18 protein-coding genes are annotated in these 25,374 nt (G+C 51.3%); 10 read left to right on the top strand and 8 right to left on the bottom strand.

Features of this window, described 5'->3' with window-relative positions; translation table 11 throughout:
* The first annotated feature begins 613 nt into the window (after positions 1 to 613).
* Both ACJJI7_RS19180 and ACJJI7_RS19175 read left to right on the top strand, forming a co-directional pair.
* The gene (locus ACJJI7_RS19180) at positions 614 to 1,534 is read left to right on the top strand and encodes a retron St85 family effector protein (protein ID WP_444901485.1); all 921 of its coding nucleotides are present in this window, start codon (positions 614 to 616) and stop codon (positions 1,532 to 1,534) included.
* Positions 1,524 to 2,465, top strand: coding sequence for a retron St85 family RNA-directed DNA polymerase (locus ACJJI7_RS19175; RefSeq protein WP_444901486.1), 942 nt, complete (start codon positions 1,524 to 1,526; stop codon positions 2,463 to 2,465). The genes ACJJI7_RS19180 and ACJJI7_RS19175 overlap by 11 nt, the downstream gene beginning before the upstream one ends.
* 221 nt (positions 2,466 to 2,686) lie before the next feature.
* Here the strand turns inward: ACJJI7_RS19175 and ACJJI7_RS19170 are convergent, their stop codons facing one another.
* From ACJJI7_RS19170 to murI, 3 genes are all read right to left on the bottom strand, one after another.
* Positions 2,687 to 6,145 (bottom strand): UvrD-helicase domain-containing protein, encoded by a 3,459-nt coding sequence (locus tag ACJJI7_RS19170; RefSeq protein ID WP_444901487.1) that lies wholly within the window; start codon positions 6,143 to 6,145, stop codon positions 2,687 to 2,689.
* Positions 6,142 to 8,841: a PD-(D/E)XK nuclease family protein gene (locus tag ACJJI7_RS19165; protein ID WP_444901488.1), complete on the bottom strand. Its 2,700-nt coding sequence runs from the start codon at positions 8,839 to 8,841 to the stop codon at positions 6,142 to 6,144. Before ACJJI7_RS19165 ends, ACJJI7_RS19170 begins: the two co-directional genes overlap by 4 nt.
* Positions 8,842 to 8,943: 102 nt before the next feature.
* Positions 8,944 to 9,777 carry a glutamate racemase gene (gene murI, locus ACJJI7_RS19160; protein ID WP_444901489.1) on the bottom strand — a complete coding sequence of 278 codons (834 nt, stop codon included), beginning with the start codon at positions 9,775 to 9,777 and terminating at the stop codon, positions 8,944 to 8,946.
* Between the two features lie 228 nt (positions 9,778 to 10,005).
* Here murI and ACJJI7_RS19155 point away from each other — a divergent pair, with 228 nt between their 5' ends.
* From ACJJI7_RS19155 to ACJJI7_RS19125, 7 genes are all read left to right on the top strand, one after another.
* A complete protein-coding gene (locus ACJJI7_RS19155; protein WP_444901490.1) occupies positions 10,006 to 11,382 on the top strand; it encodes a DNA recombination protein RmuC in 1,377 nt (458 codons plus the stop codon).
* Positions 11,383 to 11,388: 6 nt separating this feature from the next.
* Positions 11,389 to 12,318, top strand: a complete 930-nt coding sequence (locus ACJJI7_RS19150; RefSeq protein ID WP_444901491.1) for an AEC family transporter — start codon at positions 11,389 to 11,391, stop codon at positions 12,316 to 12,318.
* Positions 12,318 to 12,782, top strand: coding sequence for a DUF2489 domain-containing protein (locus ACJJI7_RS19145; protein ID WP_444901492.1), 465 nt, complete (start codon positions 12,318 to 12,320; stop codon positions 12,780 to 12,782). The genes ACJJI7_RS19150 and ACJJI7_RS19145 overlap by 1 nt, the downstream gene beginning before the upstream one ends.
* 652 nt (positions 12,783 to 13,434) lie before the next feature.
* Positions 13,435 to 13,893: a hypothetical protein gene (locus ACJJI7_RS19140; protein ID WP_444901493.1), complete on the top strand. Its 459-nt coding sequence runs from the start codon at positions 13,435 to 13,437 to the stop codon at positions 13,891 to 13,893.
* A 453-nt stretch (positions 13,894 to 14,346) separates the two neighbouring features.
* Positions 14,347 to 14,718, top strand: coding sequence for a hypothetical protein (locus tag ACJJI7_RS19135; protein ID WP_444901494.1), 372 nt, complete (start codon positions 14,347 to 14,349; stop codon positions 14,716 to 14,718).
* 175 nt (positions 14,719 to 14,893) lie between these two features.
* A complete protein-coding gene (locus tag ACJJI7_RS19130) occupies positions 14,894 to 15,547 on the top strand; it encodes a hypothetical protein (RefSeq protein WP_444901495.1) in 654 nt (217 codons plus the stop codon).
* Positions 15,548 to 16,200: 653 nt separating this feature from the next.
* A complete protein-coding gene (locus ACJJI7_RS19125) occupies positions 16,201 to 17,124 on the top strand; it encodes a DMT family transporter (RefSeq protein ID WP_353376312.1) in 924 nt (307 codons plus the stop codon).
* A gap of 302 nt (positions 17,125 to 17,426) precedes the next feature.
* Here the strand turns inward: ACJJI7_RS19125 and ACJJI7_RS19120 are convergent, their stop codons facing one another.
* Positions 17,427 to 17,840, bottom strand: a complete 414-nt coding sequence (locus ACJJI7_RS19120) for an Rrf2 family transcriptional regulator (protein WP_353376311.1) — start codon at positions 17,838 to 17,840, stop codon at positions 17,427 to 17,429.
* A 116-nt stretch (positions 17,841 to 17,956) separates the two neighbouring features.
* Between ACJJI7_RS19120 and ACJJI7_RS19115 the strand changes: the two genes are divergently transcribed.
* Positions 17,957 to 18,856: an NAD(P)/FAD-dependent oxidoreductase gene (locus ACJJI7_RS19115; protein WP_444901496.1), complete on the top strand. Its 900-nt coding sequence runs from the start codon at positions 17,957 to 17,959 to the stop codon at positions 18,854 to 18,856.
* Positions 18,857 to 18,976: 120 nt separating this feature from the next.
* Here the strand turns inward: ACJJI7_RS19115 and ACJJI7_RS19110 are convergent, their stop codons facing one another.
* From ACJJI7_RS19110 to ACJJI7_RS19095, 4 genes are all read right to left on the bottom strand, one after another.
* A complete protein-coding gene (locus ACJJI7_RS19110) occupies positions 18,977 to 20,362 on the bottom strand; it encodes an L-serine ammonia-lyase (RefSeq protein WP_353376309.1) in 1,386 nt (461 codons plus the stop codon).
* Between the two features lie 187 nt (positions 20,363 to 20,549).
* Positions 20,550 to 21,527, bottom strand: a complete 978-nt coding sequence (cmoB, locus tag ACJJI7_RS19105) for a tRNA 5-methoxyuridine(34)/uridine 5-oxyacetic acid(34) synthase CmoB (RefSeq protein WP_444901497.1) — start codon at positions 21,525 to 21,527, stop codon at positions 20,550 to 20,552.
* Positions 21,528 to 21,533: 6 nt separating this feature from the next.
* Positions 21,534 to 22,277, bottom strand: a complete 744-nt coding sequence (cmoA, locus tag ACJJI7_RS19100) for a carboxy-S-adenosyl-L-methionine synthase CmoA (RefSeq protein ID WP_020413022.1) — start codon at positions 22,275 to 22,277, stop codon at positions 21,534 to 21,536.
* Between the two features lie 119 nt (positions 22,278 to 22,396).
* Complete coding sequence (locus ACJJI7_RS19095) at positions 22,397 to 25,306, bottom strand: insulinase family protein (RefSeq protein WP_444901498.1); 2,910 nt, start codon at positions 25,304 to 25,306, stop codon at positions 22,397 to 22,399.
* Between the last annotated feature and the right edge of the window lie 68 nt (positions 25,307 to 25,374).

The following is a 25,374-nucleotide window of genomic DNA, read 5'->3' as shown; positions in this document are numbered from 1 at the left end:
TTTAAAGTCCGAAGACTCATGAGTGAGGTGGGCGTGGCGTGTAAGCAACCTGGTCCTCATAAGAATAAGAGAGCAATGGTCGAGGACTTAGATATATCGAAAATAGACTTGTGTACCGGTTCCTCCTATAAAAGCGGAAGAAAACTTAACTTACTGCTCAGAAATAGTTGATCGCTAGAAATAATTAAAATTGCAATTCTTCTTGAGGTGGACAGTTAATTGCTAAAAAATTTGAACTTGATGTTACTGTGCTTAACGTTGTCTGGCAGTCTAGTAGCTAAGTTTGCTCTGAGTCTTGCAATGCTTGTGGTGTTTTCAGGTGCCGATGGTATGGCTTTGCACGCTACGAGATATGAATTTTTTCGATTACTACGTACCTTAGGCTAAACCTACATTACACGCCTGGGATATAAAAATCTCTTATTGAAATATAAATGGTATGGAGTTAGAATCTGAGCGTTGCCTAGCAGTTATGGGGGAGACCCCATCGGGATGTGAGTCACATTCTGCCTTGAATTTTTAGCTTTCTGGCGTTACTTCCAATATAGGAAGACGCTAGTCAGCGTCTTCCTATATTGGAAGTAACGCATGCTCTAAGTAGGCAATAACTTTAATGTTAAATGAAATAAAAACAAAAAAATTGCTCCATGATAGGGTTTATGCTTTACAAAAAGCAATAAGCCACTCCCACGTCTATCTTCCATCAAATATATCAAAATTTGTCTTCCTCTGCGGTGCGAACAAAAATCTCAAAGAGATATCAGAGCGGCGAAGAGCTTTGATGGACTTTTCTGAGGCTCACTTGCCTCATACTCACTTTTTTCTTGCGGAAAAAATGTTTTCCACCTTAAAGGATGAAGGGCATAAAGGAAATATATTAGATGTGGAAAATTTAATATCAGATTTTTCTGATTATATATTGATAATTCTTGAGAGTCCAAGTGCGTTTGCAGAGCTCGGAGCATTTTCGCATGATAAATTGAGAAGTAAGCTTGTCGTAATCAATAGCCTGGAGTTTAAAAAAGAAGAGTCATTTATAAATCTGGGTCCTATAAAGGCGATAGAAGAGAAGTCGGGGAGTGAGAGGATTGTCTACTACAAAATGAGTAGGGATGGTGTTACGAATAGAGATGCTATTGGTGATACTTTTCATCAAATATATGAATTATTTAAAGATCCCATTAAATCTACAGGGAAGGCTGTTGATCTTGATAGTTTAAACCCATCAAAAAAATTTGATAAAAAGTCAGCGATGTTTATCCATGATCTCATATACTTGTCGGGGCCAATATTGCACAAAGAGTTGATCGAGCTTTTGAAGCTAATTTTTGGTAGAGATAATAGTTACAATAAGGTTACGCATTTGTTAGCTATTTTATCTTCATTTGAATCGATAGAAAGAAATAAGCAGGGGCTCTACAGAAGTAAGTTAAATAAAACATATTATGATTTTCGGTTTGATATATCAAAGTACATATCGACCTTTAGGAATTATGCTCTGAAAGGGTATCGAGAAAGATTATATGCGTATTAAAGAAGCGATAGCTGATGATCTGTCAATACCTGAAGGTTTGATCAATGAGGCGCTTAGTGTGGCTCACGCTCACGTGAAGAAATTTCGTGTTAGAAAGAAATCTGGTGGGGATAGAGAGATTTATCATCCGTCTAAAAAACTAAAGACCATTCAATATTGGTTAATGTACAGTGTCTTCAATAGAATGTCTGTGCACGATGCTTCAATGGCATATAGGGAAGGTATATCAATACTTCACAATGCGAATAAGCATCGCTCAAATAGATTCTTCTTAAAGATGGATCTAGAAAATTTTTTCCCAAGTATTTCTTTTAGTGATTTTTCTCCGATTCTAAAAGAATGGCATGACGCAGTCAGGCCTGAATGGGTATTGAATGCAGAGGCTGAGAAGTTAATACGAAGTGTGTGTTTTTACAAAGATGACCGGTTAGCCATTGGCTATCCTAGTTCGCCAGTCATAAGTAATATTGTTATGCGCGAATTTGATTCTAAGGTCACAGCTTTGATAGCTGATGAAAGATATGGAAAGGTAATTTATACGAGATATGCTGATGATCTTGTATTGTCGACGAATAAAAAAGGAGCATGCAAAGAGATTTATAAGGAGATTATTGCGCTTATCAAGGAAACAAAGTCTCCAGATGTCAGGGTCAATCACAGCAAAACGAGATTTGGCAGTAGCACCGGGGGGACTGCTTCTGTGACAGGCCTGAAGAGATGTACTAGTGGGCATATAACGATTCACAAGAAGCAAAAAGATCATATTAGGCTGCTTTTGAGTTTATATAGGAAGGGGCTTCTAGATCCGGAAGAAGAAGCATCGCTGCTGGGACATTTAAGTTATTGTCACTACGTTGTGCCAGATTTTTATACAAAAATTTCAAAAAAGTACTTTAAAGAAATTTATGATTTGCGCACTAAAGATTTATAATAAACAGTGGTACGTGGCATTGTTTAGTCATAGTAACAATACAGATCTAGTTTTCTATTTTACAGTTTTTATAATTAACTTTTCTTCGAGGATTATGCCCCTCTTTAGGGGCAAGTTAAATTTAGGGGCGTTCTAGGTTCATTAGAGGACTCTCAGATCCTCAGTTACTACTGGATATTAAAAAGAGCAGATTTCAACTTAAGTATTATTCTTGTCCTACTCTAAGCCAACTCTGCCAACCTCTGCATCAACGGAAAATACAAAGCACACCGAATATTCCGCTCCCCCCGCGCATAAAAGAGCTTGCGGTAATTCTCCAACTGATTCCGATACTGCTCCAGCTGAGCCGCAATAAACTCTTCCTGGTTTTCCTCACCGCTGGGCTCTGCGGTTTTGTAGTCGACAATCCAGCGGGTGCCTTCGTTATCGATAAAGGTGCGGTCCACAATGGAGCGGCGTAACTGTCGGCCGCCGCTGTGCAATTCCAGTTCGCAGGCAGATTCCCTTAATGATCCATCCAATAGCCAGCGGCCGGTGGGGCAGTTGAGGCTGTTGAGTACAGCGATCTCCACTTTCTCGGCGGCGCGGTCCAGGCTGGTGGCGGATAGCCCCAACTGTTTCAGGCGCAGTTGCCATAGGGGGCGTTGGGCTTCCAGTTTACTTGGTGTCCAGTCGTTGATATTGGTCTCGGCAATGGTGGCGAGGGTTTCGTGGGCTACGGTGCCGGCGTGTTTCAACCAGCGCAGGGCAACCTGGCCCAGTTCGGGAATATTGTCTTCTTCCTCGGTTTTGGGTTGGTAGTCTGGCATGCGGTATTGGGCCAGCCATTCCTGCCGGGGCATGGCTTGGGGTTGCCATTGGTTGGGTAGGCGCAGTAGGTAGTCGTAATCTCTGCTGGCTTCGTCTTGGTTTAGCAGGGGTTCTTCCGCTTCCAGCCAGTGGCACCAGTCGCTTTCCTGATGGTGCAAAACACTGGGCCAGATACCGGCGAGTAGGGCGGCACTGCCAGGGGCTTTTAGGTGGCCCTTTTTTTCATCCCGGTTGATGCAGGCCAAAAGATGCAGCGAGCGGATGGCGCGGGTGCAACCTACATACAACAGGCGGGTGCCTTCCAGGCGTTCGCGTTCGCTGTTGTCGTGCTTCAGGTATTCAAAAACCGGGTCGCGGCCGCCGCGCGCATTTTTGGGGGCGAGCAGGAAGCGGCTTTCGCCTTCGCGGCTGAGCCATTCGCTCCAGCGCAGCAGTTGGTCGCTGCCGGGTTTGCCGCCCTGATCCAGGCCTGGGATCAGTACGTGTTCGAACTCCAGCCCTTTGGATTTGTGAATGGTCATCACCTGCACTTTGGCATCCTGGGCGGGGCGGGCGTAGAGCTGTTCCAGGGCCAAGGTGAACTGTTGCCAGTCGGTAATGGCTCCGCCGGTATCGAAGGCTTCTAATAATTGCAGAAAATCCTGCACATTATTTAAGTCAGATTTTTGCGCTACGGTGGCGGGGCCGCCCAGTTCCAGCCAGAGGCCTTCAATCCAGGTGCGCAGGGGTTTGCGGCCGCGCTGTTGCCAGGCGAGCAGCAGTTTGGGAGCCACTTGGGCCAGGCGTGTGCGCCCTTCATCGCTGAGCAGGGCGATATCTTCCACTTCCTGCAAGGCCATTAATAATGGGCGCGCGCTGGTGTCGGTTACGGTGATATCTCCATTGCCCCAGTTGGCCAGGGTGTAAAGGTCTGGCAGTTGCAGTCCGCACCAGGGGGCGCGGAGTACGGCCAGCCAGCTGATGCGGTCGCTGGGATCGAGCAGGGCGCGGGTGAGGCTGAGTAAATCCAACACCACCATTTTACTGGCGAGCGGCGCCAGCTCTGGGGCCTGGAAGGCGATATTGGCGGCGCTTAGGGCCGGCAGAACTTTTTGCAGATGTTTTTTCTTGCGCACCAGAATGGCGATGCGGCTTTCCGGATCTTGCGCTTGTAATTGCTGCACCAGCTCAACCGCTTGGGCGGCTTCGCGGTTGCGGTCTTCGTCATCAATGCAGCCGTAGAAATTCACCGAGGGCTCGGCCCATTTGCTGCCTTTAAACGCTACGGATTGCAGATAGCGCACGGCGCCGCGACCGATATTGTCTGCTTGCGGGAAGGCCCTTTGGAAAGTCTCGTTGACCCAGTTCACCACTGCGCTTTCGGAGCGGAAATTTACCTGGAGGTCGAGGGCTTCCAGGGGCACTTCACCGATACCGCGTTCGCGCGCATCCAGGAAAATACCCACGTTGGCATTGCGGAAGCCGTAACAGGATTGCATGCCGTCGCCGACAATAAATAAGGTGCGGCCGTCTCCCTGCTGCCAGCCGGCAGTGAGTTTTTCCAGCAGTTGTAGCTGGGTGTGGGAGGTGTCTTGGAACTCGTCCACCAGAATATGCTGGGTTTGCAGGTCCAGTTTTAGGGCCAGGTCTGTGGGGTTGTCGCTATCGCCCAGGGCGATCAGTGCGGCTTGGGCCACTTCGGTATAGTCGGTGGCGCCCAGTTGCTGGAATACCAGCTTTAGTTCGGCGACCAATTTGGGCAGTACCTGGGCGAGCCCTTGCAGCAGTTGCCATTGGCTCTGTTGCAGCCCGCTGGGGAGTTTGCCCACTTCCCGCAGGGCGGAGAGCAGTGGTTCGTTGCCGGCCAGTTCTGCCAGCAGGTCTTTCATGCGCTGTTTGTATTCTTCGGCGATGGGGCGCTCGGGATCTTTTTTATCTGGCAGGCCAAAACCGAGTTTTTTATTGATGCCGCCGCCTTTGCGCAGATCACCGGTGGTGGTGAGGAGCAGGCTGCCGAGGGCGAGCCAGGCGGGCAGGCCGCTGCTATCTGTGCTGGGGAAATCGTCCAGTTCGGCGAAGAGGCACAGGCCGTGGCTGGGGTTTTCCTTTTGTAAATTGCCGCCGGCATAACTGGCCAGCTCCAGCAGTTCCCCGGCATAACTGCCGAGGGCTGTGGTGAGGTCTTGCAGCTTTTCTGCTACCAGTTCGTCGATAACAAAATGGAAATAATCCTGGGCGCCGTCGAAGTTAACGCTCAAGAGTGGGCCGAGCCATTGCTCGCGCTTGTCCAGCAATATACGCAGTAGCTTATTGAGCTGGTCCAGGTCGTTGTCCAGGTGGAGCAGTAGTTGCTGTAGGTCTGCGTCTGGGGTTTCGCCATCGAGGTGTTTGAGCAGGTTCACTACGGCCAGTTCGAAGGCGATTTGAGTGCGCTCCAGGGGTTCACCCGGTGCGCCCAGGCCGCTTTCGATCGGCAGTTGGCTGGCGAGGCTGCGGCAGAGGCCGTCGATGGTTTGAATGCGCAGGCGCTGGGGTGTTTGCAGCAGTTCCCATTCCAGTTCGCGATCCCGCTCCAGTAGGGCGCGGGCCAAATCCCAGGTGATGGCATCGTGGGGGTTGTCTGGCCGGGCTTGGTCGCGGGCACTGTGCAGGGCGTCGATCAGGCGCTCGCGCATTTCACCGGCGGCTTTGCGGGTGAAAGTAATGGCCAACACTTCTTCTGGCTGCTGGCAGGCGGCGAGCAACTTTAATACGCGCTGGGTGAGCAAGCCGGTTTTACCGGAGCCCGCCGGGGCGGACACGGCAAAACTGCGGCTGATATCCAGGGCTTGGCTGCGGGCGTCGGCATCGATGGGGCGGCGCAGGGCGGGAGTGGTCACGACTTCGTTCATTCGGTTATTTGCTCCCTTTCCGGCCAGCGGTTTAGGGGCCAGAGTTCACTGTTGTTATCGGTGGGGCGATCAAAGGCGAGGGTGGCTACACCACTGCGATATTCGGTGGCGAGGGATTCCAGGCTGTAGCGCCAGTGCTCCACCAGATTGCTCCAGGTGCCGTAGGGGGATTCCTTTTCCGTATCGCCGACGGCTTTAATGCCGGTAATGGCGTGCTCCAGGTCTCCGCAGCCATTCCATTTGCAGTCGCCGTTGCGCACCTGGCCGAAGGCGATGGCGTGGGCGTCCGGTTGGAATAGGGCGTAGAGCGGCAGCTGGGGTTCGCGGATACGCTGGGTAAGCCAGTCGCGAATACTGGGAATACCGGTTTTGTAATCGATTACCAGTTGCTCGCCGCTGGCGAGTTGATCCAATCGATCCAGGCGCAGGTTAAAGTGCAGCCCGCCGATTTCCACGGCTTGTTCCCATTCGACTTTCTCTACGGAGAAGTTGGGCCTGTCCAGTTCCACGGACAGCCATTGTTGCAGCAGGCGCTCCAGGCGCTGCTTTTCCATGGCCCAAAATCCAATTGGCAGGTGATTGTATTTTTTGCGCACACTGCCGAGGGACCGTTCCACCGCGCGCTCGACTTGCGCTTGGCTTTGCTCGTCGTCCATGGCTTGCAGTTGTGCGAGGGTGCCGCACTGTTGCCAGAATTCTGCCAGCACCTGGTGCACCACATTACCGCGCTCGGCGGGGCCGAGGCCGATATCCGGTTGGGTAAAACTGCTGGCGCCGAGGCGGAAGCGCAACTGCGCATTTAATGGGGACAGGGCCTGGGCCTTGAGCACCGAGGCACCGCCGCGCACCCGTTCGCATTCGGCGGGGGTGAGTGGCGGTAGCTTTTTGTCTTCGATTTTTTCCAGCTGGCAGGCTTGCGCCAGTTGGCTGTAGTGATTGTGCAGGGCGCCTTCGGCAAAGTGCTGGGCTTGTTGCGGGCTTTCAAACAAGCTGCTCAGCCCCTGCTGCACACCGTCTTCTTCACAGGTGTAACTCACGACGATATCGCCGCTGGCATTCTGCAGGTCGGCGGTGAGTTCGCGGGCCAGTTCCAATTCCCGCTCGGCGCTGGCGCGGGGCATCTTCCAGTGTTTTTGCCATTGAATCGGCAACAGCGGATTGGGCGCTGGGGCCGGCGGCCATTGCTGTTGGCCGAAGCCGACCAGGCGCAGGTGATCGAAGGCAAGGCCGCCGGCTTCCAGTACTCCGAGAATTTGTAAGGGGCCATCGCGGGTTTCCGCTTGGAAGGGGGTGCGGCTGGCAATCTGACGCAGCAATTGCAGGGCCTGGGTGAGAGTAAGGTTGCCACCGCAGGCACTGAGTGCGGCGAACTCTTCCAGGATGGATTCCCACTGCATCAGCTGCTGGTATTCCTGGCTGTCTGGGTTGCGGTTGCCGGGCCAATTTAATGCGCTAAGTGTTTCGGAAAAGCGCGCGGCCCAAATTTCAGCGGGCGCTCGCTGCCAGCGCCGGGCGCGTTCGGCCATTTGTTCCAGCTGGCGGGGCAGTTGCGGCGATTCCAAGTGGAGCACTTCTGCGGTGCGTTCGGCCCAGTAGCGCAGGGTGGCGCCGTCGATGCGGCGAAGTTCCAGTTTTTGTAAACGGCGGAACAGGGCGCTGCGCAGCCAGGTTTCACTGTCGTCACCCCAGAAGGGGCTGAACAAGATATTTTGCAATTGGGGGTAATCCCATTCGTCTTGCAGTAGCGATAGCAATTGTAGGGCGGCGCTGCCGACCGGTGTCTGTGCCAGGGGCGTACCGGCGGAGAAGTTAAACGGCAGTGTGTAGCGCGGTTGCTGCGGGTCCAGGTATTGGGGTTCGAGTACGCGGGAAAATACCGCTTCCACCTGGGCGCGGCACTGGCCCAGATTATTCACCACTATGCCAACGCTGTGGCCGGGGTTTTCGGCGAGCTTTTGTCCGGCCCAAAGAGCTGCTTGGTAGAGTTCTTCATCCAAATCGGCGCAGGCGGCTACGGACAGCTCGCTCTGCTGGGTAAGTCCCGGCCTTTCATTAACGGCTGCGGCACCTGCGTGAATCAGGGCATTGGCGAGGGGCGAAATCTGGGCAAAGCCGGCGGTATCTATTTGCGCGACGGGTTCCAGAGTGCCTTCCTGGAATGCGCGCAGGATCAATTGATCGCGCTGGTCTGGGGTGATGGCGCTGTGGGCCTGAAGCTCAGTGGCAAAGGCTTTGATCATGGCGCACAGCGGCAGTTCGTCGCTGCGCATAGAGAGTGCGAACTGTTCCAATAGGGGAGTTAGCGCTTCATCTATTTGCGAGAGGTCGGAAATCAGCTGCCATTGGAGTAGCTGCGCCAGGGCGCTATCGGCATCCCGGCACAACTGCTGGCTGTTGAGCAGTTGCCGGTCCAGGGATTCGTCCAGGGCGCGCTGCCAGAGTAATTGCCGTTGCTCGCGATTCAATACCTGCTGCAAGGCGGGCTGCCAGTTGCGCTGTTGCAGTTGGAACCAGAGCTTGTCCAGCCAGCTGCGCAGGGACTCCACCGGCGGCGGCACCCAGCAGGCACCGGGCGACTGCTGCGCGGCAAACACCTGTTGGCAGCGGTTGCGCAGACGGTTGTTGGGGGTGAGCAGCAGTCCGCCGGGGGGCAGCTGCGCAAATATTTCGAGAGCGGGAAATGCCGGCTTCAGCATGAATTCGGGTACCGGTTAGGGCTTGTTATTCGGGGAACGGTCGCGGTTTGTGACGGAGCTGTCAACTCTGTTGCGTGGTTCTCATCATGTAATGGCTTGTTGTTAGGGGTTGGGTGCGAGGGGTTCGGCAACTGGGGCGAACTCGCTAAAGGCCCTCTCTATATTGCCGGTTAGGTCAACCGTGCTGGTGATCAGGCGGCCAGTGTTTGGGGTATCCGGCAGTATCAGCCCGAGTTCTTCCAGCCACCAGCGTACGCGCCGGGCGATGGCTTCGCCGGAATCCAGCCATTGGATTGAGCGGGGGGCGAACTGGTCCAGTTCTTCCCGCAGCAGGGGAAAGTGGGTGCAGGCCAATACGGCAATATCCACTTGGTCACCGCCGGCGGTGTGGAATACGCGGTGCAAGACCGGCTCCAAATCCTCAGCGGTGATGGCTTCGCCGCGCAGTTTGCTTTCCGCCAGATGCACCAACTCCGGTGCGGGCACATTAATTACCCGGTTGCCGTTGGCAAATTGCTCGATCAGCTCGCGGGTGTAGCGGCGATTGACGGTACCTTCGGTGGCAATCAGGGCAATAGTGCGGGAACGGCTGGCGGCAGCGGCGGGTTTCACAGCGGGCACAACGCCCACTACGGGTTTCTGTAGGGATTCGCGCAGTTGGGGCAAGGCCAGGGTGCTGGCGGTGTTGCAGCCCACCACTAAAATATCGGCCCCGCAGTGTTCCATCATGGCCTGAGCCTGCTGGACGATCCGCGGGCGCAGCTCCTCTTCGCTTTTGTTGCCGTAAGGGTAAAAGCCGTTGTCCACACCCAGGTGTAAGGTCAGGCCCGGCATCAGGCGGCGGATCTCCCGCGCAATGCTGATGGCGCCCACGCCGGAATCAAAAATCAGGGCGCTGGGGGCTGGGCTATCTGGGTGGGCGCTGTGTTTGTGCATGCGTTCTGGAGTACCAACATCGAAACCAATCCCCCAAGAATACCTCAAAACTCCACGAAAATTCCCATTGCAGGTATCAGGGAGCAATAGCATCCTCTGGCGGACGCACTTTCCATAGTCAAACTGGTAGAATGGTGGTTTCGCCTCTATCTAGGCAAGCCATTGGGGATAGGCCCCTGGCAAAATCCTGATTTATCCATCTCTTTCCGGGTCTGGGAGTACCACTCTATGCCAGCGTTCCCGCTGCAATTGAATGCCGATCATGCGGTGATGGCGGCTGTTGCCATCTTGTTTCTGTTGGGCTTGGTGTTTTGGTTGGCGCGAGCCAGTAGCCGCCGCGCTTTATTGCAAAGCGAAGCCGCTTTGCAGGTGGCTCAGGCGCGTATCGATAGCAGCCGCGAGCGGGAATCCCAGCTTGGGGTTGAGGTGGAATCCCTGCGTACCGAGCTGGCGGACAAGCTGCAACAGCTCACGAGAAGCCAAGTGTTGGTAGAAAAAGGGGAGGCGGCCCTGGCGGAGCAGCGCAAGCTGATGGAGCAAATGCGTATTGCCATGGGTGAGCAGTTTGAGAATCTGGCCAACCGGATTTTTGAAGAGAAGCAGCAGAGCTTCGTGCGCCGCAGTGAAGACAGCCTGCGCAAAAGTCTCGATCCGTTGGAGCGTCAGCTGGGGGATTTCCGTAAGCGGGTGGAGCATGTCTACGATCGCGAAAATGCTGAGCGCAACAGCCTGCTGGGGCAGATTAAAGCGTTGCGCGAGCAAACCCAGCGCATCAGTGATGAGGCCTTGAACCTGACTTCGGCCCTAAAAGGTGACCGCAAGATTCAGGGTAACTGGGGTGAAGTAGTGCTGGAGCGCTTGCTGGAGGAGTCCGGCTTGCAGAAGGGTCGAGAGTACGAAACCCAGGTAACCCTGACGAGCGATGGCCGCAGGCGCCAGCCGGATGTGATTGTGCGCCTGCCGGAAAACAAAGACCTGATTATCGATTCCAAGGTCTCCCTGGTGGACTACGAGCGCTACAGCTCGGCGGAAACCGATGAGGAGCGCACCCAAGCCCTGAAACAGCATGTGAATTCCCTGCGCGCCCATATTACCGGCCTTAACAAGAAAGCCTACGAGCAGCTAGAGGGTGTGCGCACCCTGGATTTCGTCTTTATTTTCGTGCCTATTGAGGCTGCGTATATGTTGGCGATGCAGGCGGACCCGGAGCTGTTCCGTTTCGCGTATGAGAAGCAAATTGTCCTGGTGAGCCCCACCAGCCTGATGGCGACCCTGCGCACCGTCGAGAATATCTGGCGCTACGAGAAACAAAACAAGAACGCGGAAAAAATCGCCGACGAAGCCGGCAAGCTGCACGATCAGTTTGCTATGGTGCTGGAGTCACTGGATGTTCTTGGTGATCGCCTGCGCCAAGCGGATGACGCTTACCAGCAGACTTACAAGCGATTGGCGACAGGCCGTGGCAATGCGGTGAAGCGTATCGACAGCTTGCGTAAGCTGGGTGCTAAAACCCGTAAGCAGATCTCTGCGGATTTAAGGGAGCGAGCGGATCAGCCTGAGGTAAAGGGATTGCCACAGGCTGAGGAAGCCGCCACGGAAGAATAATTTTTTATGGAAAATCTTGTATTCGCGCTATCAGTCACAGGGCCGATTTTCCTGATGATTATTGGCGGATACCTGCTCAAATATAAAGGGATAGTACGAGACAGCTTTATTGATGATGCCTCCAGGCTTGTTTTCCACGTGGCATTACCAGCACTGCTTTTTATTAATATCTATTCCTCGGATGCCAACCCCGCGCAAGAAATAGACCTGCTTGTAGCAGGGGTTCTCGGCACTTTTGTGATGCTCCCTTTGGCATGGTTGCTGGCGCGGCCGGTATCGCCAATGGATCGCAGCGCTTTTATCCAGGGGGCTTTTCGTGGAAATGTGGCGATTGTCGGCCTTGCCTGGATCGAAAAAGCCTACGGAAGCGAGGGTGTTTCCAATTCCGCAGGGTTGGTAGCGGCACTCACGATTCAGTTTAATGTTATCGCCGTCGCTCTTTTCGTGCTTTACAATAAGGACAGAAAATTTGGCTGGCGGGTGATGCTGTGGGAGCTGGTCAAGAACCCTCTAATCCTCGGTGTCATTGCAGCCATTGTGTGCCGTTTATTGGCTGTAAGGCTGCCGGAAGTACTGCACGATACCATTCAGTATCTTGCATCTGTGGGCTTGCCACTGGGGCTTATCTGTATTGGTGCCAGCATGAAAATGCGAACACTGATGCGCAGTTCCCCTACGGCGCTTGCGGCCTCATTACTTAAACTGGTTGTTGCTCCAACTGTCTGCCTGCTGATTGGTTTGGCATTGGGCATGAGCCCTGAATACTTGGGATATTTGATCCTGATGACGGGTGCTCCCTGTGCGATCTCGGCCTTTGTAATGGCGCATGCTATGGGCGGGAACAGCCAGCTTACGGCGAATATTGTGGGGCTCAGCACATTGCTCTCTGTTGTTACTGCCAGTATCGGGCTGGCATTGCTTAAGGTGTACTTTTAATGACCGTTTTCCCAATCTGGTTGCTTATTCTTGCAGCAGTAATCATTTTTGCTCTTGCTATTGTGGCTGGCTACTATCTGCGCAAACTATCAGTAGCGCAAAAGAAACAGGCCGAACAACTGGCGGAGCTGGAGCAAGCTGCCGAAGATCAGCGCGAAAGAGTAAACGACAGCATCCAGATTATTGCCCGCACCCTGTTGGATGATGGAGTAGGGCTTACCGAAGCTTCGATTCGTATTCGCGTTCTATTGGATGCGCTTCAGGTGGAAGATAAAGTGCGAGAAGAGTTTGTTGCTTTTTATACTATCGCAGAGAAAACCAGTCATATCCCAATTCTAAAAGACTGGAAGGCATTGCCGCGTAAAGAGCAATTTCAATATGAGTTAGAAATGGCACAAATAGAGGCAGATTATAAAGACTTTGCGATAGATGCCGCTAAACGTATCCTTGGCCGTACTTTTTGAAGTTGGGTAGCCAGATGATTGGCTGGGATAGCTCTTTATTTGTTAGTCAACGGGTAGTAATCTGCCCGTTGTTTGGAGAGTTTAATTCTTTAATTTCTAGCTTCTGCAATGAATATTTGGCTGATAGTTTCGCCAGTTATTCCTCTTTCAACTCGCTCAATAATAGTGCGTCTCTATGTGTAATTAATCTTTGCGTACCAGTTGAATTGATTTGACGGTATAAGTTAATAATTATTCAAAGTTATACGGAGTTAATCTGCTCAATATAACCAAGATCAGAAACATTCTCTTTTGCCAGTTTAAGTCCTATTGGGCAACAGCTTCTTACTTGATTTTACTGCGATTTTGGTGGTTTCTGCGAAAAAAAGTGGACTAAAGGACGATAAGTATATTGCATATAATAAGTCAGTTAACTTTGCCCTCAGTTGCCATGCAGCTCCTGCCGGACTGCCCACGCTTTGCATGATGTGCTCGTTATTGGAAACGTTAAGTAAAAATGTGAATATGTGCAAAAAAATGAGTAGTGCTGGAAGATTACTGCATTCAATATCTACACTTCGATTGTTGTGTGCTATACGCTAGGCTCGCTTGAAGCTGCTTTATTGCCATCAGCGACCGTGTAATGGTCGTAAAATTAATCTAGGGAAAGATTATGAAGCTATGGATTTTAATATTTATTTCGATCGTATTGTGGGTTATTTCAGGCATCACTGCATTTTATGGTTTTGAGAGCCTGGATCAGGCGAGTAACTTTGGAGAAAGTTTTGGTGCTATCTCATCTCTGTTTTCTAGCTTTGCTCTGGCCTTAGCAATTTATTCTATGGTGTTGCAACAGAAGCAAAATGATCAGTTTGAAAAGTATACTTTAACTGCTCTTGATCAACAGTCTAAACAAATAGAAATTATAAATAAAAGTATCGAAGAACAGTTGAAAACAGCAAAGGTAGCAGCAATTACAGCGCTGATTGATCGCGAGGAGCAGCGTATAGCTAATTTGAAAGAGTGGGGTGAGCAGAAGGGGGATATCAATAGGTACGAAAATGGGATAGCTGCTGCATCCAGACGAATTGAAAAATATAATGAGGATTTGCAGGCCCATGCGACATGCTGATAAAGGGTTGTAGTATGTCTTAGCTAGCAGTCTTCGGACTTTATTAATTTAGCTTGCCTTGACTGCTGAGCTTAACTTAGGAGAAAACGCTTAATATTTACTTCATGATCAAGTACCTGACTACTCAGCAGTTACAATATAATCATTAGAGTTAAGTCTCCTAGTAATTCGACTAGTGTCTCCGCTTAGGGGCTCTTCTTCATGGCTACATTTCATCCAAGCATTGAGGCATTGAAGTATTAAAGTGAGATGAGGAGTCGCACATTTTTCTTGTTTTCGTAGACTTTGGCTTGCTCGACGGCAGAATGGCCAAAGATAAGCATTTCTAGAAAATATCATGGACACTTTAAAATGGTGAAAGATGTAATCTTTGGGTGCGTAAAAATTTGGAAGGTGACAACCCCAGTTTAGGGTGCATCTTCTATTAGGCTATATTATAGGTAACTACTGAGAATGTATATTTGTGATAGATGTGGAAAAAGAGGAAAGTCTAAGATCAAGCTTTGGGTTGCAGGTGAAGATCCAATCGGTTTTATTTTTTTGTCTGTCGCTTTAATGGCCCCTATAGGCTTCATGACATACTTATGTATTATAACCCTATATCCTGAATCTTTCTTAGAGGAAGTATTTGCTTTTGAAGGTATGACTCAAATAGTCTTTATTGGGCTGCCAAGCCTATTAGTAGTTGGGTACTGGTATTACCGTATTGGGCATAAAGTATACGTATTCTTTGGAAAGTTTGTTAACTTTAAGTTTAGCTATGTCGCTACCTGCGAACCTTGTGGCTTAAGCTTGAAAGAGATTCATCTTCCCGGAGAATCTTGATATTTTAAGCTGTAGTTGTCCTTCCCCGAGGGAGAGTTTCTTGTGCTTAGCTACAGCTGTTTGCTTAGTATTTCTAATATCGGGATACCCTGGCAAGTTCAGATAGAGATGTGAAATACCAACCACCTAGGTCTACATTAAGTGGTGCTGAAAGCTACATAAAGGTTTGCCTCGTATGAGCATAAAACCATCACGAATTTTATTAATAAATATTCTGATGACTGCTGCATTTTATGTGGCCGGTTTTGTCGCACTAGGCAGTTCGTATCCAACTATCGATTCAAGTGGCGAGCAGATTGTTCATTGGTTTTCAATTAACGAACTGAGCGCCCGGTTTTATGCTTGGACAGCGGCTTTTTTCTCACTTGGCCTCGCCATCTTTGGTGGGCAGATTTCTACATTGTTACCGAAACCGAGTCGGTATATTTTTCTTGCAGGCGTGCTTGGATTTGCCATCACAGCGCAGGTTCAAGCTTGGCTATGGGCGGGGTTAGCACTTCATCCAGAAGGGCTGGAGCCAGCAGTTGCTCGCACAATCTTCGGCATATCTTCTTATTGGGGGCCTCTGGTGAATGGGTCAACAACAGCGATGGCGGTAGCGTTTTTAGCTATAGGGCCTGGCACATCTGTTGAGGTCCCACGCTGGCTTAAGTCGCTCAGTGTTATTTTCTTTCTTGAGCAGGCAATCGAAACTATCACTGTATTCGGATACAGTGGCTTTATAACCCCAGGTGGAACTATGAATGTTTATCTTGGAGGTCTTATTGGATTTATTTGGGTTGCGGGGGTTGTGCGTTGGGCGATACCGCGCATAGACTTGCCCGCCTAACCAGAGAGTACTGTTGACTCATAATGCCATTAGTTTAGTGCTCTACTGATCTTGGGATTGGGCTTCATCAAAAGGAGAGTTCATGGGTAGCTTTGTGGTGGAAGCGTTAGTTGTGGCCTTGTTTCTCTTATACCCAGTGTGGCGAATATTTAAGCGTGCTGGACTGAATCCAATTTATAGTCTTACGTTGTTCATACCAGTTTTAGGGTTTCTGGTAGCTGGTGCTGTTTTGGCTGCATCTAGGTGGAGTGTCAGCACCAAAACTGAGGAGGTACAATGATGGGCGTTGGCGGAATTAGTCTTTGGCAACTCATCATCATTTTTGTAATCCTTCTCGGCCCGTTGCTAATCTTTGGCTCTGTAGCTAAGAAGGCTGGCTTTTCCAGATGGTGGGGCTTGTTACTTATAGTTCCTGTTGTCAATATAGTCTTGGTGTGGGTGCTTGCATTCGTCAAGTGGCCAGTGGAAGAGGCTTCTTAATAACGTTAAGCGTTATTCTCAGCGAAGTTGGTTAAATCTCTATTGTATTTATTCTTCTTTCACCCCCTGAATGCAGGTTGGGAAGCCGGATTGCATAAGGTGTTCCTTACCTGATCATAATGGTTTTACCAGGACCCAGGGTTGGCCGGGCTCTATCTTCAGGAACTAAAAAATTGAATGTAAAAAGTGGTCGCGGAATACTTTTGAGCATTATGGCGATGCTTTGTTTAGCCGGTATGGATGCAACCGGTAAGCTACTCGTCCAAACCTATCCCATTGTTCAAATTATGGCAGTCCGCTTTGCGATGTTTTTTTTCATCGTGATCGTCACGGCTGGATTAACAGGCAAGCTCAAACAAGTTCGAAGTAAGATTCTCGGTACCCAAATACTTCGATCTCTTGTGCTTTTGATCGAGGTGACAGTATTTATCTTTGCATTCAGTATGATGCCGTTAGCTGATGTCCATGCAATCGCTGCAACGGCACCGCTGTTTGCAATATTGATGGCGGGATGGTACCTGGGTGAAGAGATAGATACGAGGAGTTGGGTGGGTGTTGCTATAGGCTTTATAGGTGCTCTGATTATCATTCGGCCTGGATTGGGAGTAATGAGTTGGCAAACTTTGATACCGATAGCTGGGGCAATTCTGTGGGCTGCATATCAAATTCTTTCACGCCGTGTCGCGCAGTTCGATAGCTCCAGTACAACGGCCTTCTATACGGCTTTCATTGGTCTGATTGTCTTCGGCGGATTAGCACCCTTTTACTGGGTAGAACCGACCTCAACAGGTTGGCAATTATTGATGTTGAATGGACTACTGGGTGCAATGGGTCACTATTTGCTCATCAAGGCCCTTTCCTATGCGCCCGCAACAGTTTTACAGCCCTTCAGCTATGCCTTGTTGTTTTGGGCCATCGTGATTGGTTTTATTATCTTTGGTGATCTACCTGATGGACTCACGCTACTTGGTGCTGCCGTAGTATTGGGAGCAGGGTTCTATGCTTCGGACGCAGGTCGCTCATTGAGTGGCTCTCTATCGGTTGCGTTCAAAAGGAGGTGGCGGGGTATCCAGCGTGAGTCTAAATCTGTGAATTAGTCTCTGCACTGTAGTGGCTTCTGTTTGGGAGCAGGAAATCGCTCGCAGCTTCTGAATAAGCAGGTACTCAAAAATAGCATCCGTAAAATCGGACCTTTTGCTGTTAGGAAAAGAGCGGGAAGGTGGCCTACGGGGTGAAGAAGTCGGCAGTTAAATTTGTATCGTAAATAATGTAATTGAGGATCTGGATGCACTAACCCTGCGCATCCAGATCTGTTTCGGCGGCTCAGGAATTGGGCGTTCGATCATTATGGCGAATTCAATCTTGGGCCAAGAAGAAATAGCGCGCAGTATGGAAAAGTTCAGGTCTTAAATTCCGCTCCTAGTAAATCCAAAGTGATTTCTCCGAAACGCTTCAGCATCAGTTTCTCAGCTTCATTCATAACGTCTTTTAAGGAGGCGTTTACCGCATGCTCAATGGGGCAGTTGGTATGCTCGTCAGTTAGCCCAATAGTGAAAACCGATGCTTCACCCAGAGCCGTATGGATATCCAATAGTGTGATTTCATCTAGGGGCTTGGCCAGTGACCAACCTCCGTTATGCCCCTTGCTCGACCGTACATATCCCCGATCGCGTAACAGAGCCATGGTACGCCTAACCACTACTGGATTGGTGGAAAGCATTTCAGCCATTTTATCTGATGTGACTGGCTGATCAGTCATTTCAAGATGGATGAGTACATGTAGCACCCGGGAAAGCCGACTGTCCTTTCGCATAGTTCACCTTAGTCATTGAGCTCGTAGTATATCATGAAACATTTGGTGTTACGTGTGTTGTCATTTTTAAAAATATTGTGTAACAATTAAAGTTACATGATGATTGGGAGGTGGCCATGGATATCGATGTTTTGATTGTTGGCGGTAGTTTTGCAGGTTTGTCTGCCGCGATGCAGCTTGTTCGTGGGCGGCGTAAAGTAGTGGTGTTGGATACAAACCAACCACGCAATCGCTTTGCTCGTGCGTCTCACGGTGTATTTGGCTTGGATGGAAAAAGCCCCGCCGAGATTCGGGCTACCGCACTATCCCAGCTTGCACTCTATCCCGGTTTTCAGCTGGTTGAGGATGCGGCTGTAGGTGTTGAGAAATTGCGAGGCGGGTTTGAGGTAGCGGCAGAGAGTGATGCCGTTTACCGCGCAAAGAAACTGATTCTTGCCAGTGGTATCACAGACCAGTTGCCAGATCTTCCAGGTGTAAAAGAGTTCTGGGGTAAAAGCGTTATTCACTGCCCCTATTGCCATGGTTATGAGCTAAGTGATCGCCCCTTGGGTGTGTTTGCGACCAGTGAATTGTCTTTTCATCAGGCGGCAATGATTCCAGATTGGGGGGCGACAACCCTTTTTACTCAGGGGCAATTCAACCCAGAGGGAGAAGTACTGGGGCACTTGATTGATCGAGGTGTAGTACTCGAGGAGACACCGATTACCAATTTGCTGGGAGCAAAAGGGCAGTTGCAAGCTGTCTTGTTAGCTGATGGGAGGGAAATACCTCTAGAGGGTCTTTATGTTTCTCCAAAGGCTATGCTGGCTTCGCCGCTTATAAGAATGCTGGATTTAGCACTGGAAGACTCTCTAGTTGGCAGTATTGTGAAAGTTGATGCTTTTAAAGAAAGTTCTGTTAATGGGGTGTTTGTTGCGGGGGACCTGTCCAACCCAATGCAGAGCGGAACATTTGCGATCGCGTCCGGTACTATGGCTGGTGTCGCTGCACATCGTTCACTGATATTTAACAAGTAGCAAATGCACCGTGAGAGAGTTATCAAAACCCTTTATTTCTAGGTGGGAGCAATGGGCTAAGAGCTGATGTGGGGGAGTTGTGTTGTGGCCGAGGCAGTTACTTGCCCCGGCCTTAAAAACTCAGCAGTTAACCGCGTTTACAGCGAGCCCTCCGAGAGAGGTTTCCTTGTATTTACTTTGCATATCGATACCCGTCTGGCGCATGGTCTCGATCACACTGTCGAGTGGAACTATATGGGCACCATCACCGCGCAGAGCCAGGCGTGCACCATTGATGGCTTTTACTGCACCCATGGTATTGCGCTCAATACAGGGTACTTGTACCAGTCCGCCAATAGGGTCGCAGGTGAGCCCTAGGTTGTGCTCCATACCGATCTCGGCGGCGTTTTCAATTTGCTGATTAGTACCGCCTTCTACTGCTGCCAGCCCTGCAGATGCCATGGAGCAGGCTACGCCGATCTCTCCCTGGCAGCCGACTTCAGCAGCGGAAATAGAAGCATTCTTTTTAAATAGCATGCCAATGGCGCCAGCGGTGAGCAGGAATTTTACTACCTGGTCTTTCAGCTCTCCGTGAATATCCGGGTTGTGTACGAACTCTACGTAATAGGCAATTACCGCGGGAATAACACCGGCAGCTCCGTTAGTGGGGGCAGTCACGATACGTCCGCGTGCAGCATTCTCTTCGTTTACGGCCAGGGCGAACAGGCTGACCCAATCGAGGATAGCGAGGCCGTGGTTGCGTTCTTCCGGGCTCTGCTTATTCAATTCACGATAGAGTTCGGCTGCACGACGGCGTACATTCAGGCCTCCGGGTAGGATTCCGTCCTGGTGGCAGCCTCGCTTGATAGAAGCGTCCATGACTTTCCAGATATTCCACAGGCGATCTTTTACTTCCTGCTCACTGCGAAAGGCTTTCTCGTTTTCCATTGCCAGTTCGGCAATGGTCCAGCCGTGCTGCTCGCAGGTTTTCATTAATTGCTCAGCATTGCTGAAATCATAGGGAAGCAGGGTGGCTATCTCTTCTTTGTGAGCAAAATCTTCCTCGGACAGTACAAAGCCACCGCCAATGGAAAAATAGCTGCGCTCGAACAGTAGTTCAGATCCGGAATATGCCTGGCAGGTCATCCCGTTTGAGTGTTGCGGCAGGAACTCTTCCATATGGAAGACCAGGTCACGTTCGCGAACGAATTCGATATTGTGGTCATTGTTTAGCACAAGGGTACGATCACTTTGTATCGCAGCCATCTTGTCTTCGATACTATCCACATCAATCGTATCTGGAGCCTGCCCCAGAAGGCCCATCAGTACGGCCATATCAGTACCATGGCCCACACCGGTTAGCGCCAGGGAGCCATACAGGTGCACCTGTACACGATCAGTGCTGGCTAGCTGGGAGCGAGAGCGCAGATCCTGCACAAACTGGCGGGCGGCGACCATAGGGCCCACAGTGTGGGAACTGGAAGGGCCGACACCAATTTTGAAGAGTTCAAAAACACTAATGCTCATAAATTTTCTCTGCGCTGGGCTGTCTACTTTCACAGCCCTCCCTTAAGGATATAGTTGCACCAATTGGGGGCGCACTTTGCCTTACAAGACGCAACAATCAAGGTGGCAGCCAGCATTCCGTACAAAATTCTATTTGTTACGGATTTTGCGGAATTTATGATCTTCCTGATTCGTAGCGTAAGAGAAGCTACGGCGCTTCCGCGACCAGAACGGCACGTTTGGGCGCGGGGTGACCTTCGATGGTTTTATCTGGTGATTGTGGGTCCAGAAAATCCTCCAGCGATTCAAAATGCATCCAGTCAGTGCGGCGCTGTTCCTCCTGGCTGGTGACATTTAGGTCCACTGTCCTTGGATTGTGGAATCCGCATTTGCGCAACCAGCTTTCCAGGGTGGCGCAACTGGGGAAAAACCAAACATTGCGCATTTTTGCATAGCGGCCCTCCGGCACCAGGCTATCCCCCAGGCCACCATCGATCACCAGAGTTTCCAAAACTAACTGGCCTCCGGGGCGCAAGGTTTCCCGGAGCTCGCGCAGATGGTCCATGGGTGAGCGGCGGTGATAGAGCACGCCCATAGAGAAAGTGGTATCGAAGGCTCGTAGATTGGATGGCAGGGCTTCAATACCCAGGGGCAACAGGTCTACCGGTTTTTCTTTGCCGAGGTATTTTTTCAGGGCATAAAACTGGGCAACAAATTTTGCCGATGGATCTATGCCGATCACGCGCCGGGCGCCAGCACCATAAGAGCGCCAGCAGTGGTAGCCATTGCCGCATCCCACATCCAGTACCAATCTATTTTCCATAGGGGTCAGATGGGGTAATACGCGATCCCATTTCCAATCTGAGCGCCATTCGGTATCAATAGGCAGGCCAAAAATTTCCCATGGGCCCTTGCGCCAGGGGTGTAGTTTTCTCAGTTCCTGTTCCAGCAACTGCAGTTGTTCAGAGCTTGCATCACTGGCGCTGCCAATGCGGACGCTTTGCGCAAGCTCTATATCTGAGGGTTTGATATCCGGTAAGGCTTCCATGGCTGCGCGCCAGTCGGGCAGGTCACCCCAGCGATGGGGGCTCAGGTTTTCGGCCACCTGATCGGGTAGCTGCGCGAGCCAGGAGCGCAGATCAGGGATATGTTGCAGGCCTTGGTAGAGTTGGGAGTAGTCGATCACGGGTACTTACTTTTCGGGGCTGCCTTTAATGGCAATGAGTGAGGCGAAATTAAAACACTGGAACCAGACATCAACACTGGTAAAGCCGACGTTCTTTAGCCGCTTGCGATGGGTATCCAGGGTTTCCGGGATCAGCACATTTTCCAGGGCTGAGCGCTTTTGGGCAATTTCCAATGCACTGTAACCGTTGGCAGCCTTGAAGGAATGATGCAGTTCAATCATTAATTCATTATGGGCTTTATCGGCGAAGTCCACTTTTTCTGAAATAATCAGGATGCCGCCGGGGCGTAGACCATCGTGAATTTTTCTTAGAATCTCCTCGCGCTCTTCCACCGGAATAAACTGCAAGGTGAAATTGAGTACGACTACAGATGCATTTTCAATAGTGACGTTTTGCAGGTTGTCGCAGATAAGCTGTACAGGTATTTCGCCGCTATCGGCTTCGAGCACGGTGCGCGCCTGATCTGTCATGGCTTTGGAGTTATCTACGGCAATAATTTCACAATCTGCTGCGGGGATGCGGTGACGCATGGCTAAGGTTGCGGCGCATAAAGAGCTGCCGAGATCGTAACAGCGGCTGCCTGCCTGGGCATAGCGCTCAGCCAAGGTGCCGATCATGGCGACGATGGTGGTATAGCCCGGAACCGAGCGCTTAATCATATCGGGAAATACTTGCACTACCTGGCGATCGAACTCAAAACCGGCTACCTGGCCCAGAGGACTCGCGTAAATATTGTCGTGTTTACTCATCTGAATTTCGCTGAAGGGTTACTGCGATTAACAGGCAGGCCTGGGGCCTGCCGGATGCGCGTCGGCTGCGGGATCTATCCCCGGCAATAACTTTACCGGGGATAGAGCACAGGGCTCTGTCAGAGTTTTTCTTCCTGCAAGTTGAGGTTTGCTGCGGCAGCCTGGCCCTGGGGACCTGTCACTACAGCGGTACTCGCCTTGCTCTGGTCCAGATAAGTGGCGCCCACTCGCTGAAGATCCTGCAGGGTCACTTCTGTTACCTGTTTGCGGAATTGCTGGCGTACTGCGTGGGTTCGACCGTAAAGACCCGAGTGGAAGTTCTTCTTGGCTTCGCCGGCGGGGGAGCCTGGCTTGTCCAGTCCGCCGACGACACCGAGAACGGCTTCTTCAACCTGTTCTTCCTTGTGTTTTTCTTCAGCCAGCCACTGTAGGGAGGCATCGAAGTCTTGCAGAGTTTCTCCCATACGTGGATCGCGATAGGAATAAAAGCGAAACACTCCAATATTGCTGTCGTGTGCCGCGCCGCCGCCGTAGGCGCCGCCCTGTTCGCGGATGGTGCGGTGCAGGAAGCCATTGCGGAGGAAGCCACTCAGAACAGACAGTGGTGCCGCGTCCGGGTGTGACATGGGCACAGTTGGGTAGGCCTTGGCACAGAAATTCACCTGGCTGTTGGCAATCCAAAGTTCTTCAACCCGCTTTTGTTTGAAAGGTGCTTCCGGATTTGCCGCGGTAGTACTGGGGTTGGAAGTGAGCGGCAACAGCGCTTGGCTGAAGCTGTCAATTTTATCTTCTTCACCTACCAGCAGGAATTGGCGTGGTGCAGCCAGGATCTTTTGGTGAATAGCCTGGAACTGCGCGGTAAGTTTCTGCAGGCCTTCCTCTTTGTCCAGGTTGGCGACCAGTGCTTTTAAGTCGCGCAGGCCCAGCAGGCCGCCTGTGGCATGACTTTCCCAGGCGGCGCGGTTAAAGCCGGCACTCGCTGCGGCCATTGCCAGGGCATGACCATTACCAACTACGCCCTGCTCGCGGCGGGCCAGGGTCTGTAGTAATAATTCCTTGATGCGGGCATGCTCGTCGAAGCGGACCTGCTCCATGGTGGCCTGCATCAGTTCAGTCAGTTCCTCCTGGTTGCGCGATAACGCCTTGCCGGACAGGATAAAGTGGCCGGAAAGATGATCGAGGTTATCAATGGCAGTGCGGCTGCTGGTGAAACCATGTAAGGCTCCGGCTACGCGTGTCTGCCACTGTTGTACTTCCAGATAGTCCTTGTCTCCCAGGCCAACTTCACTCAGTACTTGGCAGTAGTAAGGCAGTAACTGTTTTTCTTCTTCAGTGAACTCCGGCAGTGCGCTGACCATCTGTTGGTAGACCAGGCCATTGGTGCCGGCGCTGTAGCGGGTTAATGTCTGGTTGCCGAGAGAGGTTTTTTCTCCCTCTACATCTGGCAGTTCTGCCGGAATATCCTCGATGCCGACTTTTGGCAGAATAGAAGCGTCGTCTTCACGATTTTGCCGGTCGGCCAGGGCCTTGGCGGTTTCGACAATTTGCTCCCTGTCTTTTTCATTGAGGCGGGATTTGATCTGCGCCAGCCGGTCTTTTTCCGCCTGCTCCCGGCGTTCAGCCAGTTGGTCATCAGGGCTCATTACCAGGCGCACACGGTGTTGGTTATCCAGCAGCAGTTCGCGGGTTTTGTCGGCGATAAACCTGGGATCTTTAATCTGCTCGCGCAGTTTTTCCAAAGTGGCATCAATGTTTAACAGGCCGATGGGGTCGCCGCGGTGGGTGGCGCCAGTGAGGGCCGTGAGGATTAGCTGCAGGCCGTAGGGGTAGCCGTCGCCACCAATCTCGCGCTGTTGCAGCTCCAGTTGGTGCAGGCTGGCGGCAACCTGTTCGTAGGGAATCCCTTTTTCCGCAACTTCCTGCAGCACTGCCAGTACTTGCTTTTCCAGTTCGTCGGCGCTGTCGCGCTCGCTGCCTTCAATACCGCAGACAAAGACCAGCTCGCGTTGGGAATCGTCCAGGCCTACAAGCGGGGATGGGGAAGTACCCAGGTCGGTAGTTTCCAGCAACTTCATCAGTGGGGAGGCGCTATTGTCTAGTAGCACACCTGCAAGTAGATGAGCAGTAAGGGCTTCTTCCAAGTCGGTGACGTCACCCAGCAGCCAGCTCAGGACAATATGGGTTTTACCCTGCAGTGCCTCTCCGTTCAGCGGATAGTGCTCCTCAACTTTGAGCGGCGCCTGGTAACGGTCCTCGCGCCCAACGGCAATCGTTTTTTCCAGCTGGTCGAACTTGTGCAGGGCCTTTTCTTCGAACGCTGCCTGGTGCTCTGCGGCGGGAATATCGCCAAAGGTCATAAAGATGGCATTGCTCGGGTGATAATGGCTGCGGTAAAAGGCCACCAGCTGCTCGTAACTGAGCTTGGGAATATCAGTAGGTTCACCACCGGAGTTATAGTGGTAAGTGGAAGTAGGGAACAGGTATTTACTCAGCGTATGCCACAGCTGTGAACTGACAGAGCTCATGGCGCCTTTCATTTCATTAAACACTACGCCCTTGTAAACAAGTTCACTTTTGGGGTTATCTGCCTCGGCAAACTCCAGGCGATGTCCCTCCTGGGCAAAATCCAGTGGGTCCAGGCGCGCAAAAAATACAGCATCCAGGTAGACATCCAGTAGATTGTCAAAATCCTTGCGGTTCTGGCTGGCAAAGGGGTAGGCGGTCCAGTCGGAACTGGTAAAGGCGTTCATAAACGTGTTGAGCGAACGCCGGATCATCATAAAGAACGGGTCCCGCACCGGGTACTTGTCACTGCCGCACAATGCGGTGTGCTCAAGGATATGTGCCACACCGGTGGAGTCTTCCGGCACAGTGCGCAAGGCGACCAGGAAAACATTTTCCGGGTTGTCTGCGGCGATATGTAAGTGCTGTGCACCGGTAGTATTGTGGCGGTATTCCTCGACTCGCACGCCGAGAGAATCGATTTCTGCGCTGGTAACCAGTTTGAATGCAGGATGTGAGTTGCTCAAAAGACAGCTCCCTGGAGTTATAGGAAATTTTCTAGCCAGCCTCTGTCGCTGGCGAAAGGGCGCTATTC

Source organism: Microbulbifer variabilis, assembly GCF_056232115.1.
This window is presented reverse-complemented; position numbering and strand designations above follow the sequence as displayed.